Origin of the sequence: Streptomyces sp. NPDC005898 (assembly GCF_040629635.1) — a bacterium.
Classification (GTDB): Bacteria; Actinomycetota; Actinomycetes; order Streptomycetales; family Streptomycetaceae; genus Streptomyces.
Map to the genome: position 1 here is coordinate 1 of NZ_JBEXWC010000016.1, position 16,419 is coordinate 16,419.

12 protein-coding genes and 1 pseudogene are annotated in these 16,419 nt (G+C 73.5%); 7 read left to right on the plus strand and 6 right to left on the minus strand.

Features of this window, described 5'->3' with window-relative positions:
- Positions 1–80: 80 nt before the first annotated feature.
- Positions 81–671, plus strand: a pseudogene (locus ABZ385_RS21515) (PIG-L family deacetylase); the annotation flags it as partial.
- 63 nt (positions 672–734) lie between these two features.
- Here ABZ385_RS21515 and ABZ385_RS21520 read toward each other — a convergent pair.
- Positions 735–2,699: a M13-type metalloendopeptidase gene (locus ABZ385_RS21520; protein WP_358590657.1), complete on the minus strand. Its 1,965-nt coding sequence runs from the start codon at positions 2,697–2,699 to the stop codon at positions 735–737.
- Between the two features lie 159 nt (positions 2,700–2,858).
- On the opposite strand from ABZ385_RS21520, the gene ABZ385_RS21525 reads away from it, so the two are divergent.
- Positions 2,859–3,950, plus strand: a complete 1,092-nt coding sequence (locus ABZ385_RS21525) for a hypothetical protein (RefSeq protein WP_358912639.1) — start codon at positions 2,859–2,861, stop codon at positions 3,948–3,950.
- Here the strand turns inward: ABZ385_RS21525 and ABZ385_RS21530 are convergent.
- Positions 3,931–4,320, minus strand: a complete 390-nt coding sequence (locus tag ABZ385_RS21530; protein ID WP_358590768.1) for a PPOX class F420-dependent oxidoreductase — start codon at positions 4,318–4,320, stop codon at positions 3,931–3,933. The two genes, ABZ385_RS21525 and ABZ385_RS21530, sit on opposite strands and share 20 nt — an antisense overlap.
- A gap of 139 nt (positions 4,321–4,459) precedes the next feature.
- Here ABZ385_RS21530 and ABZ385_RS21535 point away from each other — a divergent pair, with 139 nt between their 5' ends.
- Positions 4,460–5,275: a MerR family transcriptional regulator gene (locus ABZ385_RS21535; protein ID WP_358912641.1), complete on the plus strand. Its 816-nt coding sequence runs from the start codon at positions 4,460–4,462 to the stop codon at positions 5,273–5,275.
- 8 nt (positions 5,276–5,283) lie between these two features.
- On the opposite strand, the gene ABZ385_RS21540 is transcribed toward ABZ385_RS21535, so the two are convergent.
- Together ABZ385_RS21540 and ABZ385_RS21545 are read right to left on the minus strand one after the other, a co-directional pair.
- On the minus strand, positions 5,284–5,772 hold the full coding sequence (locus ABZ385_RS21540; RefSeq protein WP_358578459.1) for a GNAT family N-acetyltransferase: 489 nt from the start codon (positions 5,770–5,772) through the stop codon (positions 5,284–5,286).
- A 53-nt stretch (positions 5,773–5,825) separates the two neighbouring features.
- On the minus strand, positions 5,826–6,695 hold the full coding sequence (locus ABZ385_RS21545; RefSeq protein WP_358912643.1) for an ABC transporter substrate-binding protein: 870 nt from the start codon (positions 6,693–6,695) through the stop codon (positions 5,826–5,828).
- Between the two features lie 197 nt (positions 6,696–6,892).
- Between ABZ385_RS21545 and ppk2 the strand changes: the two genes are divergently transcribed.
- Entirely contained in the window at positions 6,893–7,852 is a 960-nt protein-coding gene (gene ppk2, locus ABZ385_RS21550) for a polyphosphate kinase 2 (RefSeq protein WP_358578463.1), read from the plus strand.
- Between the two features lie 217 nt (positions 7,853–8,069).
- The gene (rph, locus tag ABZ385_RS21555) at positions 8,070–10,667 is read left to right on the plus strand and encodes a rifamycin-inactivating phosphotransferase (RefSeq protein WP_358912645.1); all 2,598 of its coding nucleotides are present in this window, start codon (positions 8,070–8,072) and stop codon (positions 10,665–10,667) included.
- 30 nt (positions 10,668–10,697) lie between these two features.
- On the opposite strand, the gene ABZ385_RS21560 is transcribed toward rph, so the two are convergent.
- Positions 10,698–11,510, minus strand: coding sequence for a maleylpyruvate isomerase family mycothiol-dependent enzyme (locus tag ABZ385_RS21560; protein WP_358578467.1), 813 nt, complete (start codon positions 11,508–11,510; stop codon positions 10,698–10,700).
- Positions 11,511–11,871: 361 nt separating this feature from the next.
- Here ABZ385_RS21560 and ABZ385_RS21565 point away from each other — a divergent pair, with 361 nt between their 5' ends.
- Positions 11,872–14,112 (plus strand): AAA family ATPase, encoded by a 2,241-nt coding sequence (locus ABZ385_RS21565; RefSeq protein WP_358912647.1) that lies wholly within the window; start codon positions 11,872–11,874, stop codon positions 14,110–14,112.
- 70 nt (positions 14,113–14,182) lie between these two features.
- On the opposite strand, the gene ABZ385_RS21570 is transcribed toward ABZ385_RS21565, so the two are convergent.
- Complete coding sequence (locus ABZ385_RS21570) at positions 14,183–14,791, minus strand: TetR/AcrR family transcriptional regulator (RefSeq protein WP_358912649.1); 609 nt, start codon at positions 14,789–14,791, stop codon at positions 14,183–14,185.
- 117 nt (positions 14,792–14,908) lie between these two features.
- Here ABZ385_RS21570 and ABZ385_RS21575 point away from each other — a divergent pair, with 117 nt between their 5' ends.
- Positions 14,909–16,399, plus strand: a complete 1,491-nt coding sequence (locus ABZ385_RS21575; protein WP_358912651.1) for a cytochrome P450 — start codon at positions 14,909–14,911, stop codon at positions 16,397–16,399.
- The last annotated feature ends 20 nt before the right edge of the window (positions 16,400–16,419 follow it).

Genomic DNA, 16,419 nt, shown 5'->3' on the forward strand with positions numbered 1-16,419 from the left:
ACCATTGTTTACAGAGGTGTGAAAATCGGAACGGGGCGGCCGCGCGGGCCGCGGCGGGCCCGCCCCCCGCCCCCCCCCCCCCGCGGCTGCTCGGGTACGCCGACGGGCGCGTGCCGGAATCGGCCCCCGGCCGGGCACGGTGGTGCGACGCGCCGATCGACGAGACGGTGCGGGAGCTGGTGGCGCACATCCGGGACGTGCGGCCAGAGATCGTGGTGACCCATGACGCCTACGGCGGGCTGAGCGGCCACCCCGACCACGTGCACACCCATCGGGTGACGATGCTCGCCGCCCAGGCGGCCGGGCTCGAACAGTTCTGCCCGGAGGCCGGCGCGCCCTGGCAGCCGAGCGCCCTGTATCTGGCCACGCACCCGCACTCCGCGGTGGCGGCGTTCACCGATGTGATCGGCACGCGGCGGGCGGTGTTCAGTGTGCCGGACGCGTGGATCGGGGCGGCCGTCGACGTCGGGCCGTGGCTGGAGCGGAAGGTCGCGGCCGTGCTGGCCCACCGCAGCGAGGTGGAGCGGGGCGCCCTGCCCGCGCTGATCGCCGGCCTCGCCCCGGACACCCGCGCGCGGCTGCTGTCCACCGAGTGGTACATCCGGCACGAACTCGCCCCGGTGGCCGGCGGGCAGACGGAACTGACCGCCGGCCCCGTCAGGAAAGACTGACGGGACGTCGGCGGGCGTGTCCGTGCGGGGCGCCGAGTGGCCTCGGCGGCCCGCACGGGGTGGTCACCAGATCCGTACGCGCTCCGCCGGGTCCAGCCACAGGCCGTCGCCCTCGACCGTGCCGAACGCCTCGTGGAACTCGTCGAGGTTGCGGACGATGTTGGCGCGGAACTCCGGCGGCGAGTGCGGGTCGATCGTGAGGTACTGCTGCTCCTGCTCCTTGCGGCGCTTGGCGCGCCAGCAGTACGCCCAGTTCTTGAACAGCCGCTGCGAACCGGTGCCCTCCTCGCTCTCGGGCATCGGCGCGCCGTCGAGCGCGATCAGGTAGGCGGTGTGCCCGATGGTCAGGCCGCCGAGGTCGCCGATGTTCTCGCCGACCGTCAGCGCACCGTTGACGAACTCGCCGGGGAGGTTCCGCGGCGAGAACGCGTCGTACTGCTTGATCAGGGCCTTCGACTTGGCCTCGAACGCGGTCTTGTCGGCGGGGGTCCACCAGTCGTTGAGATTGCCCGCGCCGTCGTACTGCGCGCCCTGGTCGTCGAAGCCGTGGCCGATCTCATGGCCGATGACGGCGCCGATGCCGCCGTAGTTCTCCGCCGGGTCGGCGTCGGGCGAGAAGAACGGCTTCTGCAGGATGCCCGCGGGGAAGCAGATCTCGTTGGTGCCCGGGTTGTAGTACGCGTTGACCGTCTGCGGCAGCATGAACCACTCGTCGCGGTCGACCGGCTTGCCGATCTTGGCCAGCTCCCGGTCCGACTCGAACGCGGCCGCCGCCTGCGCGTTGCCGAGCAGGTCGTCGGCGCTGACCCGGAGCGCGGAGTAGTCGCGGAAGGTGTCCGGGTAGCCGATCTTGGGACGGAAGGTGGCGAGCTTCTCGTACGCCCGGGCCTTCGTCTCGTCGGTCATCCAGTCCAGGCGGGCGATGGACTGGCGGTAGGCCTCCAGGAGGTTGGCGACGAGGTCGTCCATCATCGCCTTGGACGACGGCGGGAAGTGCCGTGCGACGTACTCCTTGCCGACGGCCTCGCCCATGGCGTTCTCCACGAGGGCGACGGCGCGCTTCCAGCGGGCGCGCAGCTCGGGGGTGCCGTTGAGGGTGCGGCCGTAGAACTCGAAGTTGTTGCACACGAACGCGTCGGTGAGGTACGGCGCGCAGGCGCGCAGCACGCGCGTCAGCGCCCAGTCCCGCCACTGCTCGATCGGCACCTCGGCGAGGGCCGTGGAGAGGTGGGAGAGGTAGGAGGGCTGGCGGACGCAGGTCTCCGCGATGGTGGCGTCGGAGCCGCCGAGGCCCGCGACATAGCCGCGCCAGTCGAACTCCGGGGCCAGTGCGAGCAGTTCGTCCAGCGAGGTGAGGTTGTAGGTCTTGAGCACGTCACGCGTCGCGGCGCGCTCCCAGTGGCCGGCGGCGAGCCGCGTCTCCACCGCGAGGACGGTCTTGGCGGCGGCCTCGGGGGCGGTGTGCTCGCCGAGCGTGAGGAGTTCGGTGAGGTGCGCCACGTACTTCTCGCGGATCTCGGCGAACTTGTCGTCGCGGTAGTACGACTCGTCGGGCAGGCCGAGGCCGCCCTGGAGGATGTTGAAGAGGTACCGGTCGGAGTCGCGGTCGTCCGAGTCGATGTACGAACCGAAGAGCCCGGAGCCGCCGATGCGCTCGAAGCGGCCGAGGAACGCCGCGAGGTCACGGATGTCCCGCAGGCCGGCGACCTCCTCGATCAGCGGACGCGCCGGGTCCAGGCCGCGGGCGGCGATGGTCTCCTCGTCCATGAAGGAGGCGTACAGCGCGGCGATCTTGCGGGCCTCGTCGGCGGAGGCGCCCTCCCCGTCCGGGGACTGCGCCAGGTCCTGGATGATCTCCTTCACCTGCTGTTCGGCCGTGTCGGCCAGCTGCACGAAGGGGCCCCAGCTGGAGCGGTCCTCGGGGATCTTCTCGGTGTCCAGCCACCGGCCGTTGACGTGTCCGAAGAGGTCGTCCTGCGGGCGGATCTCGGGGTTCATGCCCGGGCGGGCGTCATCCAGAATGCTCATCCACGCACCCTATGCGAGTGACCGGGCCGGGACGAAGGAGTTGCCTCGCCGGCAGGCGCGGCCGGCTCCTCCCACCCGCCGACTCGCGCGCAAACCGGCCCAATAGGAGCGATAAAGTAGCGCGTCAACCTTCTGCCCCGTCCCACCAGGAGAGCTTCTGTGACCGTAGCCATCGACGCCCCGTCCGAGGAAGCCGCCGCCGGGGCGGCCGCCGTGCCCGCCGACCCGGCGGCGCGCCTGGTGGCCGAGGACGCCCGTGCCTTCGGTGCGTACGCCCGCACCGGCGGCTGGGCCTTCGGCCTGAAGGTCGCCCGCACCGTGCGGCCCGGCGGGCAGGGCGCGGGCGAGACGCCGAAGGTCTCGGCCAAGGAGTTCGCGGAACTGGCCGGCTGCTCGGCCGACCGCGTCATGCGTTACTACAAGGCGTGGGACAAGGCGGCCGACGACGGGCTGGTGCCGCACTTCGAGGCGCTCGCCCCCGGCCTGGACGTGGAGCTGCCCGACGCCGACGTCTGGCTGTCGTACTACGCCTCCCGCTCCAGCGCCCTGACCCCGCGCGGCACCGCGATCACGCAGGCCGCCGAGGCCGAGGGCATCCGTCCCACCAAGGCGCTGGAGGTCGCGGAGAACCCGACCGCGCTGCGCGCCGCGATCCTCGCCGACCCCGGCACCGCCGAGGCGGCCAGGAAGGCGCTCATGGACCGCCTGGAGGAGGATCCGGCGCTCCGCGGCGAGCTGGTCCGCGACATCGTCCGCACCGACGACCTGAAGAAGGCCGTGGCCGCCGAGGCCAAGGCGGGCGACCGCGTCGACTACGTCCGGCAGATCGTCGAGAAGGGCCAGGTCAAGACGCCGGCGGGCCAGATGATCGAGGCCCCCGCCGAGCTGCGGGAGGAGGCCGAGCGGCATCTGTCGCTCATCGACGAGCTGGACGACGGCGAGGATTCGGGCGAGTGGGCGCGCGAGGCGTACGACACGGTGCGCGACATCGTCGCGCAGACCGTCCAGAGCAACCCGGAGCTGCGCGTGCAGGAGCGGCGCGCGAAGTTCTACAGCAGCCTGCAGAAGGCGACGAAGGTGTTCGAGGAGCTGACGTTCGACGACGTCGAGGACACCGAGGACATCCGTGAGATCTACGAGGACGACATGGTGCGCCGCCTCGAGGACCTCCAGCAGGCGATCGGCACCTGCATCACGGCCCTGCGGTCGGTGACGGGCCGGGAGGCGGACGTCAGCGCGTCGCGAGCGTGATGCGGATCCCGACCGTGCCCTTCACGCCGCGCCGGAGCCTGCTGCCGAGCAGGGTGAGGGAGCCGATCACCCCGTACTTGCGGGCGATGAGGCGGCGGTAGCGGGCGGTCACCTCGGGCGGGCAGATCTCGGCGGTCGCCGGTACCTGCCCGCCCGTCGGGTGGCCCCGCACATCGCACGGTCCGACCAGGACGTCGGGGCGGCGGCGGATGCGCTTCACCTTCCAGGAGTCGGCGGCCGTCCAGATGCCGAGCGCGTCCCCGTCGGGCACCACCCAGACGGGGCTCGGCACGAGGGTGCCGTCCTTTCGATAGCTGCTGACCAGCAAGTATTTCCCGGCGCTGAGCCGGTCCGGCGAAGTGTCGTCCATGCCGGGAAGTGTAGGGCGGTACGGAGGTCCCGGGACGGCGTCGACGGAACCGCGCAAGGTCTGCCCCTTACGGTAGGTGCATGGAACCGCCCAGGGTGAGCGAGAGGCCGTGCCGGGCATGCCCCCTCGGGAGCGGCCGATGAGCGGGAGACCGGCGCCGGGGGCCGCGGGCAAGCGGCTGCGCCCGGTCGATCTGGCGCGGACGGCGGGCGTCTCCACCCAGCAGATCCGCAACTACGCCGACGCCGGCATCCTGCCGCCCGCGCCCCGCTCCCCCGCCGGGTACCGCGGGTTCGACGAGGGGCACCGGCAGGCCCTGCTCACCTACCGGGCGCTGCTGCGCGGACACGGTCCGGGGGCCGCCCAGGCCGTCATGCGGGCGGTGCACGCCGGGGACGTGCCGCGGGCGCTCGCGCTCGTCGACGCCGGGCACGCCGCCCTGCACGAGCAGCGGCGCTCGCTCCGCACGACCGGGGAGGCCTTGCGGGCGCTCGCCGAGCAGGGGCCCGACGCCCCCGCCCTGCCGCGCTCCCGGCTGCGCATCGGGGAGCTGGCCGCCCATCTGGGCGTGCGGGCCTCGGCGTTGCGGGTGTGGGAGTCGGCCGGGCTGCTCACGCCGGCCCGCGATCCGGGCACGGGCTACCGTTCGTACGCGCCCGCCGAGGTGCGCGACGCCCGCGTGATCCACATGCTGCGGCAGAGCCACTACCTCCTGCCGCAGATCCGGCCGGTCCTCGACGATCTGCGGCGCGGCGGCAGCGTCACGGCGCTCCGTTCCGCCCTGGCCCAGCGCGAGGCGGCGCTGGACCAGCGGACGCGGGCCATGCTGGAGGGCGCGGGCCACTTGCACCACTACCTCGCGTCCATCGCCCCCGGCCCCGGGGAAGCGGCGGCGCAGGGCCCGGACGGAGCGGGGGCGGACCCCGGGAGCGGTGCCCGGCAGGGGTCGCCGTAGGGCCGGGCCTACCAGGTGGTCTCGAAGTACTTCACGCGCTCGTCCGCTCCGACGCACCGCATGCCGGCCGAGGCCATGACGCGCTGCGAGGCGATGTTGTCGAGGTCCGCGTCCCCCTTGACGCAGGTGATCCCTTCCGCCCGCGCCAGCCGCAAAAGCTCGCGCAGGGCCTCAACGGCGTACCCCTTGCCGCGGGCGGCGGGGATCAGGCCGTAACCGATCGTGACGGTGCCCTCGGCGTCCGGCGGCCGGTTGAAGCCGAGGCTGCCTATCGCCCGGCCGCCGTCGCGCTCCCGTATCTCGTAGTCGCCGAAGGGCTGCGGGTCGCCGGTCCGCGCGCAGTGGCCGAGGAAGTCGCCGGCCGATTCCACGTCCCCGTCGGTGGGGTAGCCGGGCCCCCAACGCTCCCCGTCGGCGGGGGTGCGCGCCACCAGACGGCGTGCTTCCTCGGCGCTCATCGGGTGCAGGACGAGCCGGTCCGTCTCAAGATCTTTCATGCCATGGGAATTATCACGCCCGGGGAACCGGCCGCATCTGGTTTGTCCCCGGGTCACCGCTCGGGGAGTGCCTCTTCGAGCGCCTCGGCGAGCATGGTGCACAGCCGGGTGTGTTCGCGTGCGCTGGGCGGCAGTTCGGGGTTCCAGCGCAGGACGCGGACGCGCGAGCCCAAGGCGTCGCCCAGGTCGCTCGCATTGGAGCGTACGTCGCTGAGCACGAGGTCCGGCTCCAGCGCGGCCGCCTCGGCCCAGCCGGTGGTGGACCAGTTGGCCCCCTCGCCGGACGCCGGGTCCACCAGGCCGACGCCGAGCCCGGCGAGGGCGGCGAGGTCGGGCCAGGCGTAGGGCCGCGCCAGGTGGACGGAGTCGGGTCCTGCCGGGGAGAGGGCGAGCACACGCGGCCGTACGAGGTCGGCCGCCGCCCGGCGCAATCGCTGCTCGGCGGCGGCGAGTTCGGCGTCCGTCTCGGGCCGCGCGGGGGCGCCGAGGCCGCGGGCGAGAGCCGTGAGGCGGTCCCTGATCCCGGCGAGACTGCGGCCCCGTCCGACGTCGAGCACGACGAGGGGGACGCGCTCCTCCAGGTGTTTGGCGGTCTCCGGTTCGATGCCGTAGACCTGTCCGCCGCCGTAGGTGAGCGCGACGACCAGGTCCGGCCCGGCGGCGAGGAGCGCGTCGAGGTCGAGCGCCCGGCCCGCCCCGAAGTAGGGGAGCTCGGCGAGGGGGAGGCCGCCCGCCTTCGCCGGATCGGGCACGTCGGGGTCGTCGTGCGCGGAGCCGAAGAGGCCGGCGGGGCGGATGCCGTGATCGTGCAGGGCGGCGGCCGTCGGCACGTAGGCGACCACGCGGGCGGGGCGGTGCGGGGTCCTGATCAGGTGGCCCCGGTCGTCGGTGAACTCCCAGTCCTGGACAGCGTCTTGTGCCATGGTCCTCGACTCCTCCCGCTCCGGTGCCGTCGCTCGGGCCCGCTCCCGCCGCGGCCGTCCGGTGCTACCTGCCCGGGCGCGCCCCGGCGTACACGGAGGCGGCCGCGGTGGCGTCGGTGGGTACGGGCGGGCGGTTCTGCGGGGTCGCCGCCCGAAATGGGGGTACACAGGGTTACGCGGCGACGAGAGGAGACGATGTGGCGTCGGACGAGGCGCAGGACGAGGGCGAGCACCTGCTCGACGGGTTGCGGGTGGACGAGGCCCGGCCCGAACGCCCTGTGCTGCTCGACGAGAAGGGCGAGCCGCTTCGGACCTGGCAGGAGAACTACCCCTACCGGGAGAAGATGCGGCGCAGGGCCTATGAGAGCCGGAAGCGCTTCCTGCAGATCGAGCTGCTGAAACTGCAGAAGACGGTGCGCGAGCAGGGGCTGCGCGTCGTGGTCGTGTGCGAGGGGCGGGACGCCGCGGGCAAGGGCGGCACCATCAAGCGCTTCACCGAACGCCTCAACCCGCGCGGGGCGCGCGTGGTGGCTCTGGACAAGCCCACGGAACGCGAGGCGGGCCAGTGGTACTTCCAGCGCTATGTGGCGCAGCTTCCGTCGGCGGGCGAGATCGTCTTCTTCGACCGTTCCTGGTACAACCGCGCCGGCGTCGAACCGGTGATGGGCTTTTGCACACCGGAGCAGCACCGCCAGTTCCTGCGGCAGACCCCGCTCTTCGAGAAGATGCTGACCGACGACGGCATCGTGCTGATCAAGTTCTGGCTCTCCGTCTCGCAGGCGGAGCAGCGCACGCGCTTCGCGATCCGTCAGGTGGACCCCGTACGGCAGTGGAAGCTCTCCCCCACGGACCTGGCGTCGCTGGACCTGTGGGACGCGTACACCAAGGCCAAGGTGGAGATGTTCCGGGCGACGGACACCGTCCATGCCCCGTGGTCGGTGGTCAAGTTCAACGACAAGCGCCGAGGCCGGCTCGAGGCCATCCGGCACCTGTTGCTGCGCATGGACTACGAGTCGAAGGACAAGGACGTGGTGGGCGAGGCGGATCCGCTGATCATCGGTCCGGCCGACACGCTGCTGGAAGCGGGCGAGGACCCCACGGACCTGTCCCCCAGCCGGATCGCCCGGCATGAACAGGGGCCCGGTCAGCACCCCTGAGCCGCAGGTGACCGCCCGCGCGTGGCACGACGAGAGCCGCCCGCCCGATCCCCCGGGCGGGCGGCTCTCGTACGGGCGGCCAAAAAACAAAGGGCAAGGAGTACACACTCTCCTCGCCACTCTCAAGATATAGCGCACCGGGGGGCTTGCCGCAAGGCCCCCATCAAGGCGCACAATCGTCGGCCGACGCCACAACCTGCGGAAACGAGGGCTCCACGTGCATGTGCTGGATCTTCAAGAGGTCGACGAGACACAGATCGCCCTCGTCGGCGGCAAGGGCGCGCAACTGGGCGGGCTGTCCCGGATCGACGGCGTTCGCGTGCCGGCCGGTTTCTGCGTGACGACGGACGCCTTCCGTCAAGTCATGGCCCGGATCCCGTCCGTCGGGGAGCAGTTGGAGCAGCTGTCGCGCCTGGACGCGGAGGCCCCGGACGACCGGGAGGCGGTCCGTGCGCTCAGTGTGCGGATCCGCCGGACCATCGAGGAGAGCCCCCTCCCGGGCGAGCTCGCGGCGGAGGTCGGCCGGGCGCTCGCCCGGCTCGGCGCACAGGCGGCCTGTGCCGTCCGCTCCAGTGCGACGGCGGAGGACCTGCCGACGGCCTCCTTCGCCGGCCAGCAGGACACCTATCTGAACGTGGTGGGGCACGAGGCGGTCCTGCGGCACATCAGCCGGTGCTGGGCCTCGCTGTTCACGGAACGGGCCGTGATCTACCGCCGGCGCAACGGCATCGACCACCGGACGGTCCACATGGCCGTGGTCGTGCAGCGGATGGTCCTCCCGCACGCCTCAGGCGTCCTGTTCACGGCCGACCCCGTCTCGGGCAACCGGAGGGTCGCCACCGTCGACGCCGGGTTCGGCCTCGGTGAGGCCCTGGTCTCCGGCCTGGTCAACCCGGACGTCTTCAAGGTGCGCGACGGCGAGGTCGTGGAACGGACGATCGCCGCCAAGGAGCGTGCCGTGCGGGCCCTGCCCGCGGGAGGCACGCGGGAGGTGACGGTCGACGCGGGGCAGCAGCGCCAGCCGGCGCTCACGGACGCCCGGGCCGTGGAACTGGTGGACCTGGGACGGCGGATCGAGGCGCACTTCGGCTGCCCGCAGGACATCGAATGGTGCCTGGCCGACGACGGCTTCCAGATCGTGCAGAGCCGGCCGATCACCACGCTCTTCCCGGTCCCCGAGAGCGGCGACCAGGACAACCACGTCTACGTCTCCGTCGGCCATCAGCAGATGATGACCGACCCCATGCGGCCCCTCGGGCTCTCGATGTGGCGGTTGACGGCCATGGTCGAGATGCACGAGGCCGGCGGGAGGCTGTTCGTCGACGTCACCCCGCGGCTGTCCGATCCCACCGCCCGCACGGCCCTCCTGGACCTCATCGGCAAGGGCGATCCGCTGGTCAGGGACGCGCTGGAGACCGTCCTCGACCGTGACGAGTTCGTCCCCTCCGTGCCGGACCCGGGCCCCGGGCGGCCGGCGGGCGGTGCCTTGCCCCTGCCGGCCGAGGTCGATCCGGGCATCGTCGCCGAGCTGATCGAGCGCAGCCGAACGTCCGTCGCGGCCCTGGAGCGGGACATCCGGACGAAGACCGGACCGGCGCTGTTCGACTTCCTGGCGGAGGCCTTCGAGGAGCACAAGCGCGTGCTCAGCGACCCGCTGAACCTGCGGGCGATCATGGCGGGGATGGAGGCCACCTGGTGGCTCAACGACCGGCTGCGGGAGTGGCTGGGCGAGAAGAACGCGGCCGACACGCTCACCCTGTCCGCCCCCGACAACATCACGTCGGAGATGGGGCTGGCGCTGCTGGACGTCGCGGACGCGGTGCGCCCGCATCCGGAGGTCGTGGCGTTTCTGCGGGACGCGGAGGACGAGGGCTTCCTGGAGAAGCTGCCCGAGGTGGCGGGCGGCAAGGAGGCGCGCGATGCCATCGGGGCCTACCTCGACCGGTACGGCATGCGCTGCGTGGGCGAGATCGACATCACGAGGCCGCGCTGGCGCGAGCGCCCCACCACGCTGGTGCCCGCGATCCTCGACAACGTCCGGAACTTCGAGGCGGGCGCCGCCGCCCGGCGCTTCGAACAGGGGCGGCGAAAGACGCGGCAGAAGGAGCAGGAGGTGCTGGCACGCCTCCGGGACCTGCCGGACGGTGAGCGCAAGGCCGCCGAGACCAAGCGGATGATCGACCAGGTGCGGGCCTTCGTCGGGTACCGGGAGTATCCGAAGTACGCCATCATCAGCCGCTACTTCGTCTACAAGCAGGCCCTGACGGGCGAGGCCGAGCGCCTCGTGCGGGCCGGCGTGCTCCGTGACAAGGAGGACGCCTTCTATCTCACGTTCCAGGAACTGGACGACGTCGTGCGCTCGCACCAGGTGGACCAGGGGCTCGTCCAGCGGCGCAAGGAGGCGTTCCGGTCCTACCACGCGCTGACCCCGCCCCGGGTGCTCACCTCGGAGGGTGAGGCCCTGTCCGGGGCGTACCGGCGCGACGACGTGCCGGCCGGCGCCCTGGTCGGCCTGCCGGTGTCCGCCGGCACCGTCGAGGGCCGCGCCCGGGTCGTCCTCGATCCGGCGAAGGCCGATCTCGAGGCGGGCGACATCCTGGTCACGACCTTCACGGACCCCAGCTGGTCGCCGCTGTTCGTCGGCATCGCCGGTCTGGTGACGGAGGTGGGCGGTCTCATGACCCATGGGGCGGTGATCGCCCGGGAGTACGGCCTGCCCGCCGTGGTCGGCGTGGCGCGGGCCACCGGGCGGATCAGGGACGGGCAGCGGATCCGGGTGCACGGAACCGACGGGTACGTCGAGATCCTGCCCTGACCGGAGCGTTCCGCGACCGGCGTGCCGCCGTCATCTGCGCAGCCAGTGCCCGGCGCCGTCCAGCCAGGCGGTCAGGAAGTCCTCGTCCCCCGTCACCTCGATGCGGTCGGCCGGGGTCGGTGCGCGGCGCCGGTACACGAGGAGCAGCAGGTCGGTGAGGGGGCCGCGCACCGCCGTGCCCGCCTTCCGGTGGGTGTGGCCGACGGTGACGGGCGCCTGGGTGAGGTCGATGAACCACTCCCCCGTTCCCTCGGGGGCGTCGGTGGCGTGGAAGTGCACGGTGCGGCCGGGCCCGAGCAGCGCGCGGTGCGCGGCCGGGGAGGCGTAGGCCTGCGGCAGGGTGCTGAAGCCCAGCCACTCCGCCAGGCCGTCGAGGGCCACGTCCGCGTCCAGGGTGTAGGTCCCGCCCACCGCGGCGGTCGCGTCGAAGCGGTGGACAACCGTCTCGTACGTCATGCGCCGGGCCCAGAAGAGGGGGGTGCCGTCCGGCGCCGGGGTCCACACCCCGGCGTCGGGCCCCGCCGCGCGCAGCGTGTCCACGAGACGGGCGGTGCTGTCGGTCAGCCGGGCCGCGAGCGTCGCGAGGTCGTCGTCGGCTCGGGGCGTGACCTCGTTGACCTCGTGGTCCGGGACGGGTTCGGCGGCGCGGGTGCGCACGATGGTCTCGGCCCAGCCGTAGGTGCCGCCGACGTGACGCAGCAGGTGCGCGAGGGTCCAGCCGGGGCAGCCCGGCACGGGTGTGGTGGCGTCCGCACCGTCGATCGCGGCCACCAACTGGGCGCTCTGCGCGGAGATCCGGGTGACATGGCGGTCGTACACCGCACGGGGGCTCGGACATGTCATGCCGTCACGGTAGAGCACGGGCGCGAGCCGCCGCTCCCGGAACGGGGACGGACGAAGACCCTTACCCGTACAGGGATACGACGGTTCGCCGCCCCGCGTGATTCGGCTCGGCATTTCACTACCCGGAATGACGGCGAGCGGTTGGACGAACTGTCGAAAAGGGTGCAGTGACGATTCTGCGCGGTCATCGTGCCCTTCAGGGGTGGTGACGGCCCGGCGCCCGACGCAGCTGGGGTCGGGCCGCGGGCAGGAATGGGGAAGCGTGCGAGTACGGGGTGACGGGGAGGGCGCGGCCCGGTCGGAGCGGTGCGGTCTGGCCGGGAGCGAGCTGAACGGGAGCGGGCCAGCCGGGGGCGGGCAGATGGGGAGCGGGTTGATCGGGCGGGGCGAGGAGTTGGGGGCGCTTCGCCGGCTGCTCGCCCAGGGACGGCTCGTCACGGTGGTCGGCGGCGCCGGGATGGGCAAGAGCGTGCTCGCCGAACACGCGGCCGCGGCGGTGGGCGGCACGCTGCCGGACGGCGTGGTGCGCGTGCGGTGGTGGGAGGGTGGCCCGGCACGCGGGCGGTCGGTGGCGCGGGTGGTGGCCGATGCCTTGGACGGAGCGGCAGACGGGGCGCTGGGCGAGGCGGGTGCGGGCGGGGCGGCTCGTACGGGTGGTGGGCCGGTCGGGATCGTGGAACTGGCCGCGCGGTTGCGGGAGCGGCGGCTGCTGCTGGTGCTCGACGACTTCGATCCGGTGCGCGAGGAGTGCGTACGCCTGGTGCGGGCGCTCCTGGCCGAGGCACCCGGGGTCCGGGTGCTGGCCGCCGGCCGTCATCCCCTGGGTCTCGGCGAGGAGGCGGTGCTGCGCCTCGGGCCGCTCGCGGTCGTCGCGGACCCGGGGGCGCGGGTTGCCGGGGCCGAAACGGGCGTGGCCGAGCCGGACATGACCGCGCGTCCGGGCCCCGCCCGCAGCCCCGGCACTGACTCGATTGCGGCGGGGGAAGTGGGCCTCGCAGCCGAGGGGCAAGTGGGCCCCGCAGCGGAGACGGAAGTGGGCCCGGCCGTCATCCTGTTCCTGACCCGGGTACGGACCGTCCGAGGCGGCCTGGCGACCGGGGTGATCCGGCTGCGGCGAGCCCCCGGCACCGGCGGTCCGGCGGCCCCCCACAGCGGTCCCGACCTCGCGAGCCCCACCGAACCGCGCGCCCGCTCGCGCGACACCGCCCGCATCCCGTCCGACGGCGTGGAGTTCTCGGACGACGACGTGCGCGCCGCCCGGGACATCTGCCGACGGCTCGAAGGCGTGCCACTGGCCATCGAGTTGGCGGCGGTGCAAGCGGCGCACCATCCGCTGCCGCGGCTCGCCCGGCTGCTGGCGGACGACGCGCAGGGCCGGCTGAGCAGGCCGGACGCCCCGCTGCGCAGACACCGCTCGCTGCGCGCCGCCGTGGGCGCCGGCTACGCGCTGTGCGGGACGGTCGAGCGCACCGTCTGGGCCCGGCTCAGCGTGTTCGCCGGGGAGTTCGACGGGGACGCGGCGGCGTTCGTGTGCGGGGGCGAAGGCCTCGACGCGCGGAAGGTGCCCGCCGCGCTGGCCCGTCTGGTCCTCGCCTCGGTCCTGGAGCCGGTCCGCGACGTCGGCGGCGTCCTGACCGCGCGTTACCGCATGTCCGCGGCGGCCCGTGGCTTCGGCGCCGAGCGGCTGCGGTCGGCGGGGGCCGGGGCCGCCGCCGTCAGCCGCCACCAGTACTGGTACGGCCATGTGGCCTCGACCGCCCACCACTTGTGGAGCACCGGTCGGCACGAGCGGGCCATGGCGCTCGTCCGCGACGAGGAGGCCGACCTGCGTGCCGCCCTCACCCGGCGGCCGGGCGACGCGGACCAGGTGTCGACAGCCCTGGCCCTCGCCGTCGACCTGTGGTTCTGGTGGGCCATCTGCGGGCGGGCGGCGGAGGGGCGCGCCCATCTGCGGCGCCTGCTGCCGATGGACGGGGCGGAGACCTGGGTCCGCGCGCAGGCGCTGTGGCTGGCGGGCTGGCTGGCGGTGTGCACGGACTCCTCCGACGCCGCCGCATTGCTCGGTGAGGCCTGGCAGGCGGCCGTCCTCGCGGGTGATGACGCCACCGTCGGGCGCGTCTGCCATGTGCTGGGGGCGCTCGCCCTGCAAGAGGGCAGGACCGAACAGGCCGTCGCCCATCTGCGGGCGGCCGCGGACGCCGTTGCCGCGCACGCGGAGCACGGCCCGCCCACCGCCGTCAGCTGGGCGCTGCTCGCCGTGGCGCAGACCCGGGTCGACCCCGCCGAGGCGCGGCGCAGCGCCCGTCGTGCCGCGACCTGTCCGCAACCGCGGCACGATCTGTGGACGCGGTCCATGACGCAGTACGCGCAGGCACTCGTCGACCATCTGGGCGGCCGCCGCAGCCGTGCCTGGCGGCGCGCCCACAAGGCCCTGGCCGGCGCCCTCGGGGTGGCCGGCGTCGTCCCCGCCACCGCGGTCCCGGCTGCCGCCGCCCTGGCCGCACCGCCCGGCGCCGCGCGCGTCCGCGAGCTGATCGCGGACATCGAGGCGGGCCGAACACCCTCACCGCCGCTCTTCCCGCGCCCGGCGATCGACCGCTGACCCGGGGGGCAGGGGCAGGGGCACCGATGCCGCGCCTGGCGATGGGAGGGGCGCCGCCGGGCCCCGCGTCTCAGCGCGTGATCGCGCCCAGCAGCGCCTTCGCGCACAGGTCCCGCACCTGTGCGCGCGTCAGTTCCGGCGCGGCCAGCCACTCCAGGCAGACGGCCACCATGAAGGCGAGCCAGCCCCGCACCGCGAGGCGCAGCACGTCCTCGTCCCGGACGACGTCCGTCGCGTCCGGGTCCGCGGCGAGGGCGGCGAGGATCTGCCGCTCCTGGGCGGCGAGGCCCGCGCCGTAGACCTCGCGCACCAGGGGGTCGCCCGCGGCCTCGGCCCGGTGGAAGGCACGGAAGCCCTGCGCGTGGCTCTCGACGTAGCCGAGGAAGGCGTCCAGGCCCGTACTGATCTGCTCCCGCACCGGCAGTCCCGGCACGGCCGCCGTCAGACGCAGCATGCGCTCGCTCTCGCGCCGCACGACGGCGGCGAAGAAGTCCCTCTTGGTCGGGAAGTAGTGGTAGAGGAGTCCGCGCGAGACGCCCGCGATCTCCGCGACCCGCTCGATCCACACGTCGTCGTAGGGCTTCTGTGCGAACAGCCGCGCCCCGACCGTGAGCAGCTGCTCACGCCGCTCCTCGGTGCTCAGTCTGCGGCGCGTGCGCTCCTGAGGGTTCGCGGCCATGCGGGCACTTTACTCGACGTGCTTGACGCGAATTCAACGGCGGCCCCAGACTGGGGAGCCTTATTGAATCCACGTACAACAGGCCCAACGGGTCCGCCGGGCAAGGGAGATGGGCACATGGCGCAGACGGCGCGGTCCGCGGTGGGGCAGGCGGGGCGGGCGGCGCCGGCCGGGCCCCCGCCCAAGGGGTTCCGCAGCGCCGAGCTGGGGTGGCCCGAGCTGCACCGGATACCCCATCCGCCGCGCCGTCTGCCGTTCCTCGGCGACATCCTCGGCGCCGACGCGCGCACGCCCCTGCAGGACTCGATGCGGCTGGGGCACCGGCTCGGGCCCATCTTCCGGCGCAAGGCGTTCGGCAAGGAGTTCGTGTTCGTGTGGGGCGCCGACCTCGCCGCCGACCTGGCCGACGAGTCGCGCTTCGCCAAGCACGTGGGGCTCGGGGTGGCCAATCTCCGGCCGCTGGCGGGCGACGGGCTCTTCACGGCGTACAACCACGAGCCCAACTGGCAGCTGGCGCACGACATCCTCGCGCCGGGGTTCAGCCGCGAGGCGATGGCCGGCTACCACCCCCTGATGCTCGACGTGGCGCGGCAGCTGACCGCCCGCTGGGACGAGCGGGAGGCGGCCGGCCGGGCGGTGGACGTGCCGGGCGACATGACGAAGCTGACACTGGAGACGATCGCCCGCACCGGTTTCGGGCACGACTTCGGCTCCTTCGAACGCTCGGCCCCGCACCCCTTCGTGACGGCCATGGTCGGCACGCTCTCCTTCGCCCAGCGCCGCAACGTCGTCCCGCCCCTGCTCACGCCGCTGCTGCTGCGCGGTGCCGGCCGGCGCGACGACGCGGACACGGCGTATCTCAACCGCACCGTCGACGCGGTGGTCGCCGCCCGCCGTACCGCGTCCGGGGCGGGTGGCCACGGCGACCTGCTCGACCGGATGCTGGAGGTGGCGCACCCCGAGACCGGGGAGCGGCTGTCCTCGGAGAACATCCGCCGTCAGGTCATCACCTTCCTGGTCGCCGGCCACGAGACGACCTCCGGGGCACTGTCCTTCGCGCTGCACTACTTGTCGCGCTCCCCCGAAGTGCTCGCCCGCGCGCGGGCCGAGGTCGATCAGGTGTGGGGAGCGCGGGAGGAGCCCGCGTACGAGCAGGTGGCCAAGTTGCGGTACGTGCGCCGGGTGCTGGACGAGTCGCTGCGGCTGTGGCCCACCGCTCCCGCGTTCGCCCGCGAGGCCCGCGCGGACACCGTGCTCGGGGGCGCGCACCCCATGCGGCGGGGCGCGTGGGCGCTCGTCCTCGCGACGATGCTGCACCGCGATCCGGCCGCGTGGGGCGAGCGCCCCGAGGAGTTCGATCCCGACCGGTTCACGCCCGCGGCGGTGCGGGCGAGGCCGCCGCACGTCTTCAAACCGTTCGGCACCGGGGCGCGGGCCTGCATCGGACGTCAGTTCGCCCTCCATGAGGCCACCTTGGTGCTCGGGCTGCTGCTGCGCCGCTACGACCTGCACGCCGACCCCGGCTACCGGCTGCGCGTCGCCGAGCGGCTGACCCTCATGCCGGACGGGCTCACTTTGCGGCTCACCCGCCGCTCACCGGCCGTGTAGGAGCGCCATTGTCAGACCCG